This window comes from Lactivibrio alcoholicus (assembly GCF_055390895.1).
This window is the reverse complement of sequence record NZ_AP042471.1, coordinates 2,309,863-2,326,742: the sequence shown is the minus strand read 5'-3', so window position 1 is coordinate 2,326,742 and position 16,880 is coordinate 2,309,863. Positions and strand designations below refer to the sequence as shown.

16 protein-coding genes are annotated in these 16,880 nt (G+C 64.2%); 5 read left to right on the top strand and 11 right to left on the bottom strand.

The features are described 5' to 3' along the window. Positions 1-31: 31 nt before the first annotated feature. The 5 genes from ACZ5IU_RS10660 to ACZ5IU_RS10640 are packed head-to-tail and all read left to right on the top strand — an operon-like array spanning position 32 to position 6,228. A complete protein-coding gene (locus tag ACZ5IU_RS10660; RefSeq protein WP_464417095.1) occupies positions 32-1,534 on the top strand; it encodes an ABC transporter ATP-binding protein in 1,503 nt (500 codons plus the stop codon). A 41-nt stretch (positions 1,535-1,575) separates the two neighbouring features. Beyond that, complete coding sequence (locus ACZ5IU_RS10655; RefSeq protein ID WP_464417093.1) at positions 1,576-2,622, top strand: ABC transporter permease; 1,047 nt, start codon at positions 1,576-1,578, stop codon at positions 2,620-2,622. 1 nt (position 2,623) lies between these two features. Next, a complete protein-coding gene (locus ACZ5IU_RS10650) occupies positions 2,624-3,532 on the top strand; it encodes an ABC transporter permease (protein WP_464417091.1) in 909 nt (302 codons plus the stop codon). A gap of 8 nt (positions 3,533-3,540) precedes the next feature. After that, positions 3,541-4,545, top strand: coding sequence for a BMP family lipoprotein (locus tag ACZ5IU_RS10645; protein ID WP_464417089.1), 1,005 nt, complete (start codon positions 3,541-3,543; stop codon positions 4,543-4,545). Positions 4,546-4,575: 30 nt separating this feature from the next. Beyond that, the gene (locus ACZ5IU_RS10640) at positions 4,576-6,228 is read left to right on the top strand and encodes a bifunctional metallophosphatase/5'-nucleotidase (protein WP_464417087.1); all 1,653 of its coding nucleotides are present in this window, start codon (positions 4,576-4,578) and stop codon (positions 6,226-6,228) included. 92 nt (positions 6,229-6,320) lie between these two features. On the opposite strand, the gene ACZ5IU_RS10635 is transcribed toward ACZ5IU_RS10640, so the two are convergent. The 11 genes from ACZ5IU_RS10635 to ACZ5IU_RS10585 all read right to left on the bottom strand — a co-directional run bounded on the left by ACZ5IU_RS10635 (position 6,321) and on the right by ACZ5IU_RS10585 (position 16,859). Next, positions 6,321-6,461 (bottom strand): hypothetical protein, encoded by a 141-nt coding sequence (locus tag ACZ5IU_RS10635; protein ID WP_464417085.1) that lies wholly within the window; start codon positions 6,459-6,461, stop codon positions 6,321-6,323. A 176-nt stretch (positions 6,462-6,637) separates the two neighbouring features. Next, positions 6,638-7,405 carry an acyl-CoA dehydratase activase gene (locus ACZ5IU_RS10630; protein WP_464417083.1) on the bottom strand — a complete coding sequence of 256 codons (768 nt, stop codon included), beginning with the start codon at positions 7,403-7,405 and terminating at the stop codon, positions 6,638-6,640. A 1-nt stretch (position 7,406) separates the two neighbouring features. After that, positions 7,407-8,555, bottom strand: a complete 1,149-nt coding sequence (locus tag ACZ5IU_RS10625) for a double-cubane-cluster-containing anaerobic reductase (protein WP_464417081.1) — start codon at positions 8,553-8,555, stop codon at positions 7,407-7,409. Positions 8,556-8,717: 162 nt separating this feature from the next. After that, entirely contained in the window at positions 8,718-9,542 is an 825-nt protein-coding gene (locus ACZ5IU_RS10620) for an ABC transporter ATP-binding protein (protein ID WP_464417079.1), read from the bottom strand. Further along, positions 9,521-10,357 (bottom strand): ABC transporter permease, encoded by an 837-nt coding sequence (locus tag ACZ5IU_RS10615; RefSeq protein ID WP_464417077.1) that lies wholly within the window; start codon positions 10,355-10,357, stop codon positions 9,521-9,523. The genes ACZ5IU_RS10620 and ACZ5IU_RS10615 overlap by 22 nt, the downstream gene beginning before the upstream one ends. An 81-nt stretch (positions 10,358-10,438) precedes the next feature. Further along, positions 10,439-11,527, bottom strand: coding sequence for an ABC transporter substrate-binding protein (locus ACZ5IU_RS10610; RefSeq protein WP_464417075.1), 1,089 nt, complete (start codon positions 11,525-11,527; stop codon positions 10,439-10,441). Positions 11,528-11,604: 77 nt separating this feature from the next. Beyond that, complete coding sequence (locus ACZ5IU_RS10605; RefSeq protein WP_464417073.1) at positions 11,605-13,554, bottom strand: TRAP transporter permease; 1,950 nt, start codon at positions 13,552-13,554, stop codon at positions 11,605-11,607. Between the two features lie 11 nt (positions 13,555-13,565). After that, the gene (locus ACZ5IU_RS10600) at positions 13,566-14,519 is read right to left on the bottom strand and encodes a TAXI family TRAP transporter solute-binding subunit (RefSeq protein WP_464417071.1); all 954 of its coding nucleotides are present in this window, start codon (positions 14,517-14,519) and stop codon (positions 13,566-13,568) included. 168 nt (positions 14,520-14,687) lie between these two features. Continuing rightward, a complete protein-coding gene (gene yedF / locus ACZ5IU_RS10595; protein WP_464417069.1) occupies positions 14,688-15,293 on the bottom strand; it encodes a sulfurtransferase-like selenium metabolism protein YedF in 606 nt (201 codons plus the stop codon). A 3-nt stretch (positions 15,294-15,296) separates the two neighbouring features. Beyond that, the gene (locus ACZ5IU_RS10590) at positions 15,297-15,566 is read right to left on the bottom strand and encodes a putative Se/S carrier protein (protein ID WP_464417067.1); all 270 of its coding nucleotides are present in this window, start codon (positions 15,564-15,566) and stop codon (positions 15,297-15,299) included. A gap of 18 nt (positions 15,567-15,584) precedes the next feature. Then, positions 15,585-16,859: a double-cubane-cluster-containing anaerobic reductase gene (locus ACZ5IU_RS10585; RefSeq protein ID WP_464417065.1), complete on the bottom strand. Its 1,275-nt coding sequence runs from the start codon at positions 16,857-16,859 to the stop codon at positions 15,585-15,587. Positions 16,860-16,880 lie beyond the last annotated feature (21 nt).

Sequence of the window (16,880 nt, the reverse complement as noted above, 5' to 3'; positions counted from 1 at the left end):
CCGAACGTATTCCGCCGAAAGGATGAGTTCCATGCCGTCGCTTTCGATCCGCGGGCTCTCGAAGACCTTTGGGGCTCTCAGAGCCGTCGACGATTTCCCGTTCGACGCCGCGTCCGCGTCGATTCACGCGCTGGTCGGAGAGAACGGCGCGGGCAAATCGACCGTCGCTCGGTGTTTGTACGGCATGTACCGCCCGGACGGAGGGGAGTTCCTCCTCGACGGGAAAACCGTGTCGATCCGTTCGCCGCGCGACGCGATGCGACTCGGAATCGGGATGGTCCATCAGCACTTCATGCTCGTTCCGTCGCTTTCCGTCTTCGAGAACGTCGTCCTCGGCAACGAACCCCGAAAGGGCGTCCGATTCGCCCGCGACCGCGCGCTCGACGAAGTCCGCGAACTGATGGACCGCTATTCGATGGATATCGACCCGCTCGCTCCCGTTCGCACACTGTCCGTAGGCCTCCGGCAACGTCTCGAAATCCTGAAGCTCCTCTACCGCCGGGCGACGCTGCTCGTCTTCGACGAACCGACCGCCGTCCTCGCCCCGGAAGAGATCCTCGGACTGTTCGACATCTTCAGGACGTTCCGCGATGAGGGCAAGACCGTGATCTTCATCGCGCACAATCTCTCGGAGGTTCTGGCCGTTTCGGACAGAATCACCGTCATGCGGCACGGCAGGCACGTCGCGACGATGGATCGCGCCGGAGCGACACCGGACCTCCTGACGCGTCTGATGGTCGGGCGAAACGTCCCGTTCCCGGCCGCTCCCGGGGAGGACGCACTCCTCCGTTCCTCCGCCCCGGTGCTCGAAGTACGCGACCTCGGCCTCTTCCCTTCCTCGAAGGAAGGGGTCTCGTTCGACGTTCGGGGCGGCGAAATCCTCGGAATCGCCGGAATCACGGGAAACGGCCAGAAGGAACTCGAGGACCTCCTGACAGGTCTGAGCCCGGTCAGGCACGGGAGGATCCTTCTGTCGGGAACCGACATCACGCGCCGTCCGGTTCGGGAACGGCGCGACACGGGAATGGCGTTCATCCCGGAGGACAGGCTTCGGACGGGCCTCGCGCCGCTCGCGGCCGTCCGCGACAACGCGATCCTCGGCCATCACAGAGAGACGCGATTCCGATCCGGTCCGTTCGTCCGGAGGGGGGCCGTCGGAAACTTCGTCCGGACGCTCCTCGCCTCGTACGGGATCGCGGCGGCGCACGACGCGATCCAGGCCGGAACGCTCTCCGGCGGAAACATGCAGCGCCTCGTGATGGCGCGCGAACTCGAGCATTCCCCCCGTTTCCTTCTCGCGGCGCAACCCACGAGAGGCGTCGATATCGGCGGCCGGGCGGCGATCCACGAACGCCTTCTTTCGCTCCGTCGCGACGGCGGCGCGATCCTCCTGATTTCGGCGGATCTCGACGAAATCCTCTCTCTGAGCGACCGTATCGCGGTGCTTCTCGGAGGGCTCTTTACGGCGGTGCTTCCGAGGTCGGACGCTTCGCGCGACAGGATCGGAGCGCTCATGCTCGCGTCCGCGAAGTGACGGGCCCGTCGCGCGAGAAAGAAAAAAAGGAGAGATCCCACGTGAACCGTTCCGTTTTCCGCGAACAGCGAGATCTTCTGATCGTCATCCTGTCGTTCGGCATCAGCCTGTTCCTCGGCGCCCTCTTCATCCTCCTCTACGGGGCCGATCCGATCGATGCCTACGCGGGCATGCTCCGCGGAGCTCTCGGCGACCGGGACGCGCTCATCGCGACGCTCGCGCGCGCCGTTCCGATCGTCCTTTCGACGATGAGCATCGCGGTCGCGTTCAACGGCGGCATATGGAACATCGGCGCTGAGGGGCAGCTCTTTCTGGGTGCCTTCGCGGCCGCCTGGGTCGGAATCGACCTGAAGTTCCTGCCGGGGTACGTTCTCATCCTTCTCGGCCTCGCCGCCGCGATCGGCGTCGCGATGTTCTGGGCATGGATTCCGGCGCGACTCAGCCTCGACAGGGGGATCAATATCGTCGTCCTCACGATCATGCTCAACTCGATCGCGATTCTCTTCACGACATGGCTCGCGACCGGTCCGTACGCGGGCGCCCGCGCGAACGCCGGAACGACGGACCGTATCGTCGAAAGTATGCGCCTGCCGCATTTCGGCGCGTTCGGAACGCTGAACTGGGGGGTCTTCGCGGCCGTCGCGGCCGTCGCGGCCGTCGCGGTCATGATGACGGCGACCGTAGCCGGCTACGAGTGGCGCTGCTGCCGCCTGAACCCGATCTTCGCACGGTACGGCGGCATCGACGTGCCTGCGCGCAAGATGCAGGCGATGCTTCTGAGCGGCTCGCTCGCCGGACTCGCCGGCGCGTTGCTCGTCATGGGAGACCATTACCGTTTCATGACGACGATCTCCGCGGGGTACACGTGGACCGGGATGATCCTCGCGATGATGGTCGCGAACGCTCCGGCCGCCGGAATCGCCGCAGCGATCGTCTACGCCGTGATGAGTTCGGGAGCGCTCGAAATGGAGCTCGCGACGGGCGTCCCGACCGAACTCGTCTCGCTCATCGTCTGCTGCGCCGTGCTCTTCGTCACGGCGGGGATCGCCGTGGCCGACCGTCTCGCGAACCGCATCCGGGAGGACTGACGTGGAGCTCGTCCGGGCCTCCATCAGAATGGTCACGCCGCTGCTGTTCACCGCGCTCGGCGGAGCGTGGACGCAACAGACGGGAATCCTCAACATCGGCCAGGAGGGGGCCATGCTCCTGGCGTCGTTCTTCGCGATTCTGGGGAATTACCTCCTCGGCGGATGGATCGCGGGGGTCCTCTGCGCGATCGCCGCGTCGCTCGCGTACAACATTCTCTTCGGACTCCTCTGCGTGACGCTGCGGTCGAACATCTGGGTCGTCGGCATGACGATGAACATTCTGGCCGACGACATCGCGATGATTCTGATGAAATTCTTCTTCCACACGAAGGGGGGATTCCGCGATCCCTCCATCGTTCCGATGCCCGATATCTCGCTCCCCTTTCTGCCCGAATGGCTGAACGGACTGTCTGTCGCCGTGTGGGCCGCCATTGTCGTACTCGTCGTTATGCTCCGGATCGACAGATCCACCGTTTTCGGCCTCCGGCTCAAGTGCGCCGGAGAGAACGAAGACGCGCTCGCTTCGGCGGGCGTTTCCCCGACGAGGATGCGGTACGTCGCGCTGCTCGTGAACGGCGTTCTCGTCGGTGCCGCCGGAGCGTACCTCTCGACATCGTATCTCGTCGCGTTCGTCGTCGGAATGAGCGCCGGACGAGGGTGGATCGCCGTCGCGGCCGTCATCTTCGGAAATGGGCACCTCGGGTGGACCATTGTCGGCGTCTGTCTGTTCGGGCTTGCGCAGGCAACCGGAATTGAACTACAATCGCATGGTTTCTCGAGCCATCTCGCGCTCATGCTTCCGTACCTTCTCGTCGTCGCGGTACTCGTCGCGAAGCAGTGGCGTCTCCCCGGTCGTGAAAGACCGGGTCGTTCGGCCCCGGCTCAGGGGAATCCCAGACACAAGAGGTGAGGATCACTATGAAAAAAACGTTGGCTGTAACGCTGCTTCTCTCGCTTCTCGCGGGTGCGGCGTGGGTGTCCCCCGTCTTCGCGGCGGCGAAGACGAAAGTCGCCCTTCTGGTCGCGGGGCAGCTCGGCGACGCGTCGTTCTACGATTCCGCGAACGCGGGACTCCGCCGCGCCGAAAAGGAGCTCGGGGTCATCGTCAAGGTCATGGAGTGCAACATGGATCCCGCGAACTACGTGACCTACATGGCGACGGCCGCGAAGAATTTCGACCTCGTGATCGTCGTCGGGTTCGAATTCATCGACGCGATCGAGCAGGTCGCTCCGAAGTTCCCGCAGACGGACTTCGCGTACTTCGACGTCGCCGGGAAGACCGAGCACGTCACCTACGTCGATTTCAAGGAAAACGAGGGCAGCTTCCTTGCTGGCGCCCTCGCGGCGCTCATGGCGACGCGGAAGGGCGACCCGATGGTCTCCGGAAAGGCGATCGTCGGAGCCGTCTGCGGCGAAGACATCCCGGTCATCCACAACTTTCTCGTCGGCTACGAGCAGGGGGCGAAGTACATCGATCCGAACTGCAGGGTCGTCACCGGGTTCATCGGGAGCTGGTACGACCCCGCGAAGGGGAAGGAACTCGCCCTGAACCAGCACAAGAACGGCGCGGACGTGATCTTCCAGGTCGCGGGGGGTTCGGGAGAAGGTGTCATCGCAGCCGCGAAGGAGGCGCGGTTCTACGCCATCGGCGTCGACTCCCCGCAGGAGCGTCTCGCCCCGGACGTCGTTCTCACGTCGATGCTCAAACGTCTCGACGTCGCCGCGTTCGACATGATCAAGGCAAAGACGGAAGGGCGTTTTCCGCGAGGAACGACCGTTTCCTACGATCTGAAGAACGGCGGCGTCGACCTCTCGTGGTCCGAGAGCGCCCTCAGGCTCATCCCTGCGGATGTCGCCGCGAAACTGAAAGCCATTACGAAGGAGATCGCCGACGGAAAGATCGTCGTCGACGAATACAAGTAACCGGAAGGGTTTCCCCGGAAAGGAGATTCCATGAAACGGACGATCCGTACCCGCGCCCTCGGGGCGCTCGGATTTGTGTTGCTGCTTTTCGCGGCCGCGTGGACGGCGGACGCCGCGTCGGGCGTCGTGACGCTGCTTTCGATCAACGACATGCACAGCCACGTCTTCCCGTACAGGATCTCGGTCGAAGGCACGGAAGGACGGAAAGACGTCGAGGTCGGCGGACTCGCCCGCGCCGCGACGCTCATCCGGCAAGAAAAGGCGAAAGATCCGGGAAACGTTCTCGCGCTTTCGATCGGCGACGTCGACGAAGGGCCGCTCTTCTACTTCTACCACGGCGAGGTGGAGCTTCGCGGGCTTTCGCTCGCCGGATTCGACGCCGGGACGCTCGGCAACCACGAATTCGATCTCGGCGAAAACGTTCTCCGCGATGCGCTCGCGTGGGCGCGCTTCCCGATCGTCGTCTCGAACCTTCAGCCCCGTGCCTCCGACACGCGCGTACCATGGAAGACGTACGCGATTTTCACGATGCAAAACGGTCTGAAAGTCGGCCTTTTCGGCCTCGTGCCACCCGAACTCGCGATGGTCACGAGCGGGAGCGACGCGTTTCGAGCGGAGCAGGATCTCGCTGCGGTCGCGAACCGCATGGCGCCGTTCCTCCGGGACAAAGGCTGCGACATCGTCGTTGCGATGAGCCACGCGGGACTTTACGCCGACCGTGCGCTCGCTGCGTCGACGTCCGGAATCCACGCGATCGTCGGCGGACATTCGCACGATCTCCTGACGAAGCCCGAGATCGTCGAAGGACCCGGAGGGTGGAAGACCATCATCGGCCAGGCGGGGTCCATGTGCCGGTACCTGGGCGTCATGACGCTCGGCGTGAAGGACGGAGCGCTCGACTCCGGCGTATCGCGGTGGACCGTCCGGGAACTGGCGGCCGACGTCCCGCAGGATTTCAAGGTATCGCTGATTCTCGATCCGTACCAGGCGGAGCTCGAAAAGAAGCTCGGCGTTCCGATCGGCCCGATGGACCAGGCAGACGTGAGGAAGATCGTGGTCCGCGCGACCGAATCCGCCGTCGGCGACTTCATCGCCGACGCCTTCCGCTGGCGCGGCAACACGCAGATCGGCATCCAGAACGGCGGCAGCATCCGAGGCGACCGCGTCATCCCGGCAGGGAACGCCTCCTACAGGACGATGGTCGAGCTCATGCCCTACGGGAACTCGCTCGTCCGCATGACGCTGACCGGAAGGGACATCCGCGAGGCGATGGAGGCTTCCGCCTCGGCGCTCATCGGAGCGGGCGACCAGTACGACGGGAAGCTCCGGACGCCCACGGGCGGGTTCCAGCAGGTTTCCGGGCTCCGCGTCACGATCGACCTCCGGCTTCCGCCGGCGCTCATCGACAACGACGGCGTCACGAGGCAGGCGGGGCGGCGCGTCACGTCGATCCTCGTCGAGGAAAAGCCCGGAGCGTGGAGTCCGCTCGACGACGCAAAGACCTATACAGTCACGACATCGACGTGGGTGGCGGGAGGCGGCGACAAGATGACGGTTCTCAGGAAGAACGCCCGCGACCTCACGGATCTCCACATTCTCGACGCGGAGGCCGTCGCGGAATACGTCCGGCTCAAGGGAGGCATGAAGCCCGAACTCGAGGGGCGGATCACCCTCAAGCGATGACACGGTTCTTCGGAAACGGTGCGGGGGAGTCGCAGGACACGGCTCCCCCGCCTTCTGTCCTTCGTCGAATTCCGCCCCGGGATCGTCCGGGATCACGCCGCCGACGGGCAATTCCCCTTCGTTCCGTCGTCGAAGACGCCGACGCCCTGATCCGCAGCTCGCAGAATCTCCGGAACAACGTTCGTTTCGTCGAGGGGATTGACGACGAGCGCGTCGAATCCTCCTTCGATCATCTCTCTGAGCGCGACAAGGCTGTGCGTCCGGCGTTCCCCCGCACCCCGGGAGGATACAGGTGATTTTCCCGCCCCGTCCTACAGGACGGAATACGCGCGTTCCATATCCGTCCAGAACGCGTTCGCGCGGTCGCAGAGGAGAACGCCGGTCCGGAGATCACCGGAGGCGGTCATCGTCAGGCTTTCCGCGCCGCGATGATCGCGGCGCCGAGAGCCCCCGCGATCTGGGCGTCTTCCGATACGAGAACCGGACGGCCCGTCCTCCGTTCCAGAAGGCGCACCAGGTTCGAACTTCGCGAGACACCGCCCGTAAAGGCAATCGGTCCGTCGCCGCCCACTTTCTGAAGCATGGACGCCGCGCGCGCCGCAACCGAATCGAGCAGCCCCAGCGCGATCGAGCGTTTGTCGACGCCACGCGCGAGCAGGCTCACGACCTCCGATTCCGCGAAAACGGTGCACATGCTCGTGATCGGCTGCGGCGCCACGTCGTCGGGAATCGCGCCGAAGTCCGAAAGATCGTATTCGAGCAGAGACGCCATCATCTGGAGAAAACGACCGGTCCCGGCCGCGCACTTGTCGTTCATGAGAAAGTCCCGGACCGAGCCGTCGCGGTCCAGGAGGATCGCCTTGCTGTCCTGACCGCCGATATCGAGGACGGCCCGGGCTTCCGGATGCAGAAACACGGCGCCCGCCGCGTGACACGTGATTTCGGTCACGCGGTCGTCCGAAACGAACGCGTTGCGGCCATACCCCGTCGCGACGACGCGGAAGAGCGCGTCGCGACGAAGACCGTTCCGCTCAAGCAGCGTTTCCATCGCCGCCACCCCCGTTTCGCGGGGATTCCAGCCCGTTGGGGCAACAATCCGGTCGATAATCCTCTCCCTGTAAATAACCGCCTTGATCCCGACGGATCCGAGATCGATGCCGAGGACGAGCGGCGTCATCTCAGAGCATCTCCAGAAAGGCCGCGACGCGCGTCGAAAGCTGCCCGACGTCGCCCTGCGAGTAATCGGTCTCGATCGCCATATACGGCGTCCCATCCGCCCTGAACGATTCGCGGAGTCCGTGCGTCTCTACGTTGTAGGTGTGGCACGCCTGCAGGATGACGTCGAGGACGCCGTCGGCCCGGTACTCTCGCCCGAAGCGTTCGAGAAACTCCAGCCTCCGCGGATTCGGCGACATGCAGGAACACGGCGTCTTCAGATATCTTTCCGTCAGCGCGTCGACGGGGTCGATCGTCTCGTCGACGAGATCGGTCGTTCCCTTGAGGTTTCCGCAGTTCTCGAACGCGACAACCGTCCCGAGCCCGCCGTCCTCGACCGCGCGGACGACCTTGTGGAGGCTCCTGCCGAGCGGACACCCCGTGACGAGAATGCGTTTTCCCCCTTCCGGGACGCGGCGTTCGCCGGCCTCGTAGTTCTCCGCGACGCAGCGGATGAACGTCTCCTCCTGCGTGAGGACGGTTTCGTAGTCGAACCCGTATTTGACGTAGTCCGACGCCGTGAGGATGTCCATCCCGCTCAGCGCCGGCGGATCGGTTCGCGCGAGCGCGAAGAGACGGTTGAGGACGCTTCGTTCGCGGTTCCTGAGCCGGATCGCGTCACGGAGCGCGTCGTTCGTAACCGTCACGGAGAACACCTCCTCGACATAGCGGATCAGACGGAGAATCTCCTCCTTCCAGGCCGCGAGCGACTCCGGCACCGCCGACCGATACGGAAGATACATGACGTGGACCGGTTTCAGGGCGTTCAGATACTCGAACATCTTCTTCTTTCCGTCGCACGTCGTCTCGCCCAGAACGAAGTCGCAGAAGTGGAAGTAGGGACACGTGTCCGTTATCGCGAAGCCGTAGCTCGACTTGATGAGCGGGCACAGATTTCTCGGAAGGTGTTCCTCGGCCGCCGCGATCGGTTTCTCGCTCGTGCTGCAGAGCGAGACCGTGACGGCCCCCGCCGCGCGAATCACCTCCCAGGGCGTGAAGATGCAGAAGGTCCCGACGACGGGCGTCCCGGATTCCTTCGACTCCTTGATCCTGACCGGTGCCGCCGCCACGGAATCCTTCATGGATTCCAGCATGCTGTCGATATCGTGCATGATTTCTCTCCTATCGTGTGTATCGCCGTTTCGTCCTGATTTTCGGACAGGACCACCGAAGACGGAATGACGCATCCCACGGCGTATTGCCGGTAATATTCCATCGCGCCGAGCGATGCGCCATCGGGCACGACGACACTTTCGAAGCGTTTCGAAAGAGCGTCAATCCTGAGCCTCGGGGCCATCGTCGTTTCCGTACCCTTCCCCGGAAATCGCCGCGTCGAGCGTATCGAGGATCGACGCCGTCAATCGCCCGTACTCGGGATCGTCGCGGCGGCGCGGACGGTCGAACGGGACGGGGACCATCGCCGTGACGCGTCCGGGGCGCGCGGAAAACACCACGATCGTGTCGGCGAGGTAGACGGCCTCGTCGACGCTGTGCGTCACGAACAGGACGGTGTTCTTCCGGACCGAGCGGATCCGGAGCAGCTCCCGCTGCAAGAGGATCCGCGTGTGCGCGTCGAGCGCGCCGAACGGCTCGTCCATGAGCAGGACGTCGGGCTCCGCCGCAAGCGACCGCGCGATCGCCACGCGCTGGCGCATGCCGCCCGAAAGCTCGTGCGGCAACGCATTCTCGAAGGACGACAGCCCCACGAGATCCAGAAATTCCCGGGCGCGTTCGATGCGCTCGCACCCCGGCGCCCGTGCGTATTCAAGCCCCAGCGCGACGTTGTCCAAGACGTTTCGCCACGGGAGCAGGGAATACTCCTGAAACACCATGCCGCGCTCGCGTCCGGGACCCGCGATGGGGATCCCGCGATACTCCACGGTTCCGCCCGACGCATGTTCGAGTCCCGCGACGACGCGGAGCAGCGTCGACTTGCCGCACCCGGACGGGCCGACGATGCAGACGAACTCGTTCTCGCACGCATCGAGCGAGACTCCGTCCACGGCCGTCAGCGTCCCGCCGGAACGCTTCGGAAAGGTCACCGAAAGGTCCCGGACCGACACGACGGGAACAGCTTTCATCGGCTCAGGCGAACCCACTGGAACTTCCTTTCCTCGATCCGCCGGAAGCCGTAGTCCAGGAGCGCGCCGACGAAACCGATGCCTGCCATTCCGGCCACGACGACGTCCGTCCGCGCGAGCGTGTACGCGTGCGTGATGAGGTACCCCACGCCGGAGATGCTTCCGGGAAGCATTTCCGCGGAGACGAGACACATCCAGGCCAAGCCGAGCCCGACCCGGAGGCCGTTGACGATCGACGGCATCGCGCCCGGAAGGAGAATCGACCGGAAGATGTCGCGATCCGACGCCCCAAGCGTCCTCGCCGAGTCGATCAGGATCGTGCGCACGCCCCTGACGCCGTGGATGGCGCCGCTCAGGATCGGATAGACGGCGCCGATGAAGATGATGAAGAGCATCGAGAGCTTCAGGTTGTTCAGCGGCACGAACAACCTCCCTTCCTCCACGCCCGCCATCGTCGCGAAGCTGGCGACGCCGAACCACGCGAGAACGAGCGGCACCCACGCGAGCGGCGGAATCGGCCGGAAGAGGGACAAAAACACGTTGAGCAGTTCGTGGCACCGCGAGCTGTGCCCCATCGCGATCCCGAGGGGAATTCCTACGGCGACCGCAAGCGCGTAGCCGGTCAGGACGCGGGCGAGGCTCACGAGGATGTTGGACGCGAGCGACCCCATCCCGATGACAGACGCGAACGGCGACGCGAAAAGTTCCCCCACCTGTTCCGGTTGGGGAACGACCACCTGATTGTTCGCCTTCACGGCCGCGACATGCCACAGGAGAAGAAAGAGCGCGGGGATGACGAATGGAACGAGCGAAAACGTCCGTTGTTTCTTCATGACGAGAGAGGAGGAACCGCCCCCCGGAGAAAAGGGGGGAAGAAACCGGGGGACGGTCCGAACCTCAGCCTGTACGCGTCCCTATTTGCGGACGTGCGAAAAATCGAAGAGGATCTCCTGCGCGTCCTCTATCTTTTTGCCCTTGAGCGACCCCGAGAGCTTGTTCATCGCGTTGAGGACGTCGAGATAGGCCCCCGCGCCCCGAATCCAGCCTTCGGTCGGGTCGGTCCCGAAGACGATCGTCGAGCGTTCGACGGCCTCACGGGGCATTCCGAGCCACTCGGCCGTGATCGTCGCGGCCTCGCCTCTGTTCGCGTTGATCCACGCCGCGCTCTTCGTCAGCAGATCGACGAGGGCTGCCGTTTCGGCCGGATGCGCCTCGAGGATCTCCGTCCGCGCTGCGGCGACGCAGCACGGGAAGTTCGACCAGCGGCCCGCAGGAGGCAGGTCCTTCAGATCCATGACGATCTTTCCGGCCTTCTTCTCTGCCGCGACGGCCGGAATCGGGTCCGGCCCGACCCACGCGTCCACCTGTCCGCTCGTCAGCGCCATGATCAGATTTGACGTTTCCTTGAGGTCCACGAGAAGCACCTGGGCCTTCGAGTCCCCGGGGTCCTCCGTCACGGCGAGGCCCGATTCGCGCAGCGAGCCCTCGATGACGATTCGCGGGGCGCTCGTCGGAGAGTGGTAGCCCACTTTGACCGGCTGCTTCGCGCCCTTGACCCACGCGAGGAAGGAGTTCCAGTCGGAGACGGGATTCGTCGGGGCAACCACGAGCCCCATACCTTCGGTATGCACCGGGCAGAGGACCTTGATCGGAAGCCCCTTGTCGATCGCGGTCATCATGGCCGGAAGCGACCCGAGACCGACGTCGAGGTGCTTCTGGGCGAAGAGCGTCGATGTCTCCGCCCCGCTCTTCGCGACGATGACGTTGAGGCGCGCGACCGCGTTCCCCTTCACCATGAGGTCGTACTTCTCCTTCGCAACGACGGGCTTGAGATACACGCCCGAATCCGCGAACGCATCGCCGCGCGCGAGCGCGACCATGAAGGGCTCCTGGTGCGTCGTGAAAATATAGCTCACCGAAAGGCGCGGCAATTCACCGCCGAACGCGGCCGGCGCAAGCGCGAGCGTCGCCGCCGCGAGAAACGCGAAAATGATCTTTTTCAAAACGGATCCACTCCTGTCATAGTATGTCGATCGATTCTGATATCACTGTACACGCAGAGGAGCTTTGGTTTTTCCTCTCAGAGCCCCTCCCGGGAAACATCAGCCGCTGCGCGCCGCACGGCGCGGAGAGACCGGAACAGCAACAGCGCCAGTACACCCAGCCCGGCCGTCCTCGCGGCCGGGAACGGCGTCAGCAGGGCGAGCCCCGCCGCGGCGAAGGCCGCGCGGTCGGGAATGTCGATATTCCGGAAGCACCACCCCTGCGCGCCCAACGCGACGACGACGACGCCGAGCGCGGAGAGAGCGAGAACGGCCGTCGTCCCGAAGAGAGAGGTCCCCTGCAGCAGCATTTCCGGACTGTAGACGAACGCATACGGGATAACGAACGCGGGAATCGCCATAAAAAACGCCGTTTTCCCCGTCATCGACGGACTCGCTCCGGCTATCCCCGCGGCCGTGAACGAGGCGAGACACACGGGCGGCGTCACGTCCGCGAGAATGCCGAAGTAGAACACGAACAGGTGCGCGGCCAGCAGGGGGACCTTCAGCGCCGCCAGCGCCGGGACGACGACGGTGCTCGTGACGATGTAGTTCGCCGTGGTCGGAAGCCCCATCCCGAGGACGAGACACGCCGCCATCGAGAAAAAGAGCGTCGGGAAAAGGCTGTTTCCCGCCAGGCCGACGATGTTGTTCGAGATCGCCAGGCCGACGCCCGTCAGCGCAGCCGTCCCGACGACGAATCCGACGAGGGCGCACGCGACCGCCACGCCAAGACCTTCCCGCGCTCCTTCCGCCAGTGCGTCCCATATCGCCCGGAACGACATCCGCGTATGACGCCGCAACGCGCTGCACGCAACGGTCGAACAGACGCCCCAGAAGGCCGCCGTCAAAGGCGTGTACTTCCGGAGCAACAGCGCGATCACGACGATCACGGGCAAAAGCAGATGCCCGTCGCGCTGCAGGACCAGCCGCGCGTTCGGGACCGCGTCCGGCGGCAGCGCGCCGAGGGCGTTCCGGCGCGCGTTGAAATCCACGTTGCAATAGATCGAAAGGTAATAGAGGATCGCCGGGAATAGCGCAGCCGCGGCGATCGTGAGATACGAAACGCCCAGGAACTCCGTCATGATGAAGGCGCCCGCGCCCATGATCGGAGGCATGAGCTGCCCCCCGGTCGAGGCCGTCGCCTCCACGGCTCCGGCGAATTCCGGCCGGCAGCCGATCTTCTTCATGAGCGGGATCGTAAAGGTTCCCGTCGTGGCGACGTTCGCCACGGACGACCCGTTGATCGTCCCGAGAAGACCGGACGCCACCACCGCGACCTTCGCCGGACCACCGGGACTCCTCCCCGCCAGCGAGAGCGCGAGGTCGTTGAAGAAACGCGCCCCGCCGCTCGCGCCCAGAAACGCTCCGAAGAGGATGAAGAGAAACACGTAGGTGCTCGATACGCCAAGCGCGATTCCGAGGATTCCCTCCGTCGTCAGGTACATCTGCTGCACCACCCGGGAGAGCGAAAACCCCTTGTGCGCGAGAATCCCGGGCATATACCGGCCAAGAAAACAATAGAGCAGCGCCGCGAGGGCGATGCACGGGAGGACGTTCCCCGTCACCCTTCTCCCGGCTTCCAGGACGAGAACGAACGTCAGCAGACCAAGCCAGAGTTCGTGCGGCTGCACGAGCGCCCCACGCTCCATGATGGCGTCGTGCGCGATCACGAGGTATCCGACGCCGACGCCGGCAAGAAGCGCCAACAGCCAGTCGAACCATGAAGCGTTCTCGTTCCGTCCCGGCGCGGCGGGATAGAGAACGAACACCGCCGTCAGAACGAAAAAGAGGTGGATCGCACGGTGAATTTCCGTCGGCATCAGACCGAATCCGGCCGTGTAGAGGTGGAAGCAGGACATGGCGACAAGCCACAGCGTCAGCAGTGTTCCCGATACCCCGGCCCGCATGCGCCGGCGCGGGCCCGAAAGCGCTGACGCCTCCTCCGTTTCTATTCCTCGCGCCGTGTCGCTGTCCCGCCGGTTCATGGCCTCACCTTCTACTTCACTGCGCCCTTTTCGCGATAGTACTTCTCGGCGCCCGGGTGCAGCGGCAGCATGATGTGCGCGACATTTTCAAAGGTCATTCCGCTCATCTTCGGCGCATTCTGGATCAATGCATCCTTGTGCTCGTAGAGCGCCTTCGTCATCTCATAGACCAGGTTCGCATCCAGGTCGTCGCGGACGGTGAGCATGTTCCAGCTCGCGTATCCGACGACATCCTTCGTCTGCCCCTTGTACGTGTTCGCCGGAATGACGAATTTGTCCCACGCCGTCAGATCCTTGAGGACCTTCGCCAGGACGTCGTCCGGGACATCAAGGAAGTCGACGAGGCCGAGCGTGGTGATCTCCACGACGCCGGGAACTCCGAGGGATCCCACGAAGACGGCCGCGTCGATGCGCTTGTCGGCGAAGGCCTTCGCGGTGTCGGCGATGCTCAGGCGCTCGGGCGCGATGTCTCTGTCGGGATCGATCCCCGCCGCGGTCAGAAGCTGCCTGGCCATGACCTCGGTTCCGCTCGCGACCGCTCCGATGGAGACGCGCTTGCCCCTGAAGTCGGCGAACGTCCTGATGCCGCTGTCCTTCGCGACGATGAGCTGGAGCGCCTCGGGGAACAGCGGAACCATCGCGCGGATGAACGTCTGCGGCTTGCCTTCGTACTTGCCCTCGCCCCTGTATGCCGGGATGGAGACGCCGTCCATGAAGGCCACGTCGGCCTCCTTGTTTCCCATGAGCTGGATGTTGTGCACCGTACCGCCCGTCGTCTGGACGCCAGCCTTCATGTCCTTGACAGCGTCGTTCCAGATCTTGGCCATGACGGAGCCGATGGGATAATACGATCCCGAGGTACTGGCCGTCGCGATGTTGATGAACGTCGCCGCCTCCGCCTGCACGGCCAGCGTTGCGGCCGCCGCGAAGGCGGCGAGGGTGCGGATGAGATTTTTCGTCGTCATATGAATGTCCTCCCTGTGGTTCGATAGTGTGTTTCCGTTCGTCTTCAACTGAATTTTGCGGGACGCAGTTTCACGGGACGCCGCGTTTCTGGCGCAACACGTCCCCGCACGTATCGGAGCGTCTCCGTGAAATACCGGGCCGGTCTGAAGCTGCGCAGCCTTCGCGGTCTATCCGATCACGATGTTTTTCGACGCCGCGAAGACCGCCTCCGTGATCTCGAACATGTTGGAGATGCTTCCGACACCGACGGCGTCCGTCACGCCGAAGTGCTTCGCGCAGGTGCCGCAGACGAGGATCGTAACGCCCTTCGCCTCCATTTCCTTCAGCGTGTCGCACGTGGAGTGCTCGGGCAGCGCGAGGAAGACGCCGCCGTTCATGAGCGCGACGACCCTTGGCAAATCCTTCCGTTGCGCAAGCGTCCCGAGAAACGCTTTCATGAGGACGTCCCCGAGTTCGGGAGACTCGCTCCCGAGCGTCTTCGCGAGGATCAGCACGGCATAGTCGCCGCCTCCGGGCGCTTCAGGCGAGCACGTACAATCGGCCGCAGCCTCTGAGACCGCCTCGCCGGTCTTCCTGCCATACACCGTGAATCTCCCCGCCGCGCCGGCACGGGTCGTCTCATACCCCCGGCTCCGGAGATACTTCTCGACGTTGGAAACGGCGACTTGGTTGTCCACGATGACCTCCAGCTCCCCCGCGCCGTTGTCCGCGGCCGCCCTGGTCATCATCACGGGCTGCGGACAGTCCTTTCCCATCGCATCGATTCGCACCATGCTTCATGCTCCCTTCCCGGCGTCGCCGCCGTCTGTATTCGTCATCCGGCTCCGGCGCAAGACCCTGACCGGAACCGGACATTCGTTTGCGATACGTTCCACCGCGCCGGCGACGTCCGCGTGGAAGCGGAGCGCGATGCCGCAGCTCGCGTCGAGATCCCGCGGCGTCGGACAGATGTCGTGGGGAATCCCCGCACGTACGAGGGATTCGTGGAACCTCATGCCGTCGGTGTGCGACCCGAACACGGCGTAGACGGCGTCCGTCCGGAGCATCGTCGTGCCGTTCTTCGGTCAGCGAAGACCTTCAAGGAAGGCTTCGATCCTCGTTTTGAGCTGCCCCTCGTCGCCGGGCGCATAATCGGTCTCGAAGGCAAGAAAAGGAATATTCTCGGCCTGCATACGCTTCCGCAGCTTTTCGGCCTCGACCTGATAGGTCGTGCAGAAGCTCAGGTTCGCGTTGACGACTCCGTCTGCCTTGTATTCCCGCGCGAGGCGAACGATATCGTCGGCTCGGGTGCCGTTCGGCGTAAAGCATGCGCAGTTGATGTGATCGAAGTAGCGGTGCGCGATCGCGTCGATCATCCCCGGGACATCGGACGCGTCCGTTCCGACACGCTGCTCGAAATACCGCGTTCCGGTGCAGTTTTCCTCGACGACGACGGAAGCGCCGCTCGTCTCGATGAGGTGGTGAATCTTCCAGTTCGGGACGACGATCGGCGTCCCCGTAACGAGAATGCGCGGGGCGTTCGCCGCGAAGGGGCTCTCGCCGCTCGCGACGCGCTTCTCGCACTCGTCCGCGAGTTCGTTCGTCTTCGCGATGAAACGCTCGGGGTCGTCGTAGAACGCGATCTGACTCACGAGAAGGGCGTCTTTTCCGGAGATCGGCGATGGCGTCGCCTTTCGCGCGTCGTAAAGGCGCGAGAGAGCCGTTCGCTTCCGGTCCACGACGTCGATCGCTTTCCGGAGCCCCTCTGAGGTCAGTCGGTTGCCGGTCTTCTCCCCGAGCACGCGGACGAGTTCGTCGATTTCGGCGCGCCAGAGCGCGAATCCAGCGGGGCTCTTGGTGTTCGGAAGGTCCATGACGTGGATGGGGACGTGGTCGCCGAGGATCTCCCACGCCTTCTTCTTGCCGTCGCAGGTGTTTTCCCCCACGATGAGGTCGACCGACTGGAAGTAGGGGCAGGTTCGGGAAAGCTTCGCGCCGACTCCCGCCTTGATGAGGGGGCAGAGATTGCGCGGCAGCGCCGCCTCTCCCGCCGGAACCCAGAACTGCGACCCGGCGCAGAGCCCGACGGAAACCCCGCCGAGCGCGAGAATGATCTCCTCCGGAACGAAGATGCAGAACGAACCGATGATCTTTTCTCCCCGGAACTTGTGTTCGATGAGCTCCTGAATGCGGAGTCCGTGGACCTCCGCGATGACCATGTTGTAGTAGCCCATTCCTTCGGGGCGTTTCTCCTGTCCGAGGAAGTGCTCCTCGAACATGGGAGGAAGCGCGTCGCAGAGAAGGTCATGCGTCGGCAGGTCCATGCCGAGGGATTCCCACATCCTGTGATAGTCCGCCATACGAGTCATCTCCTTCGATCG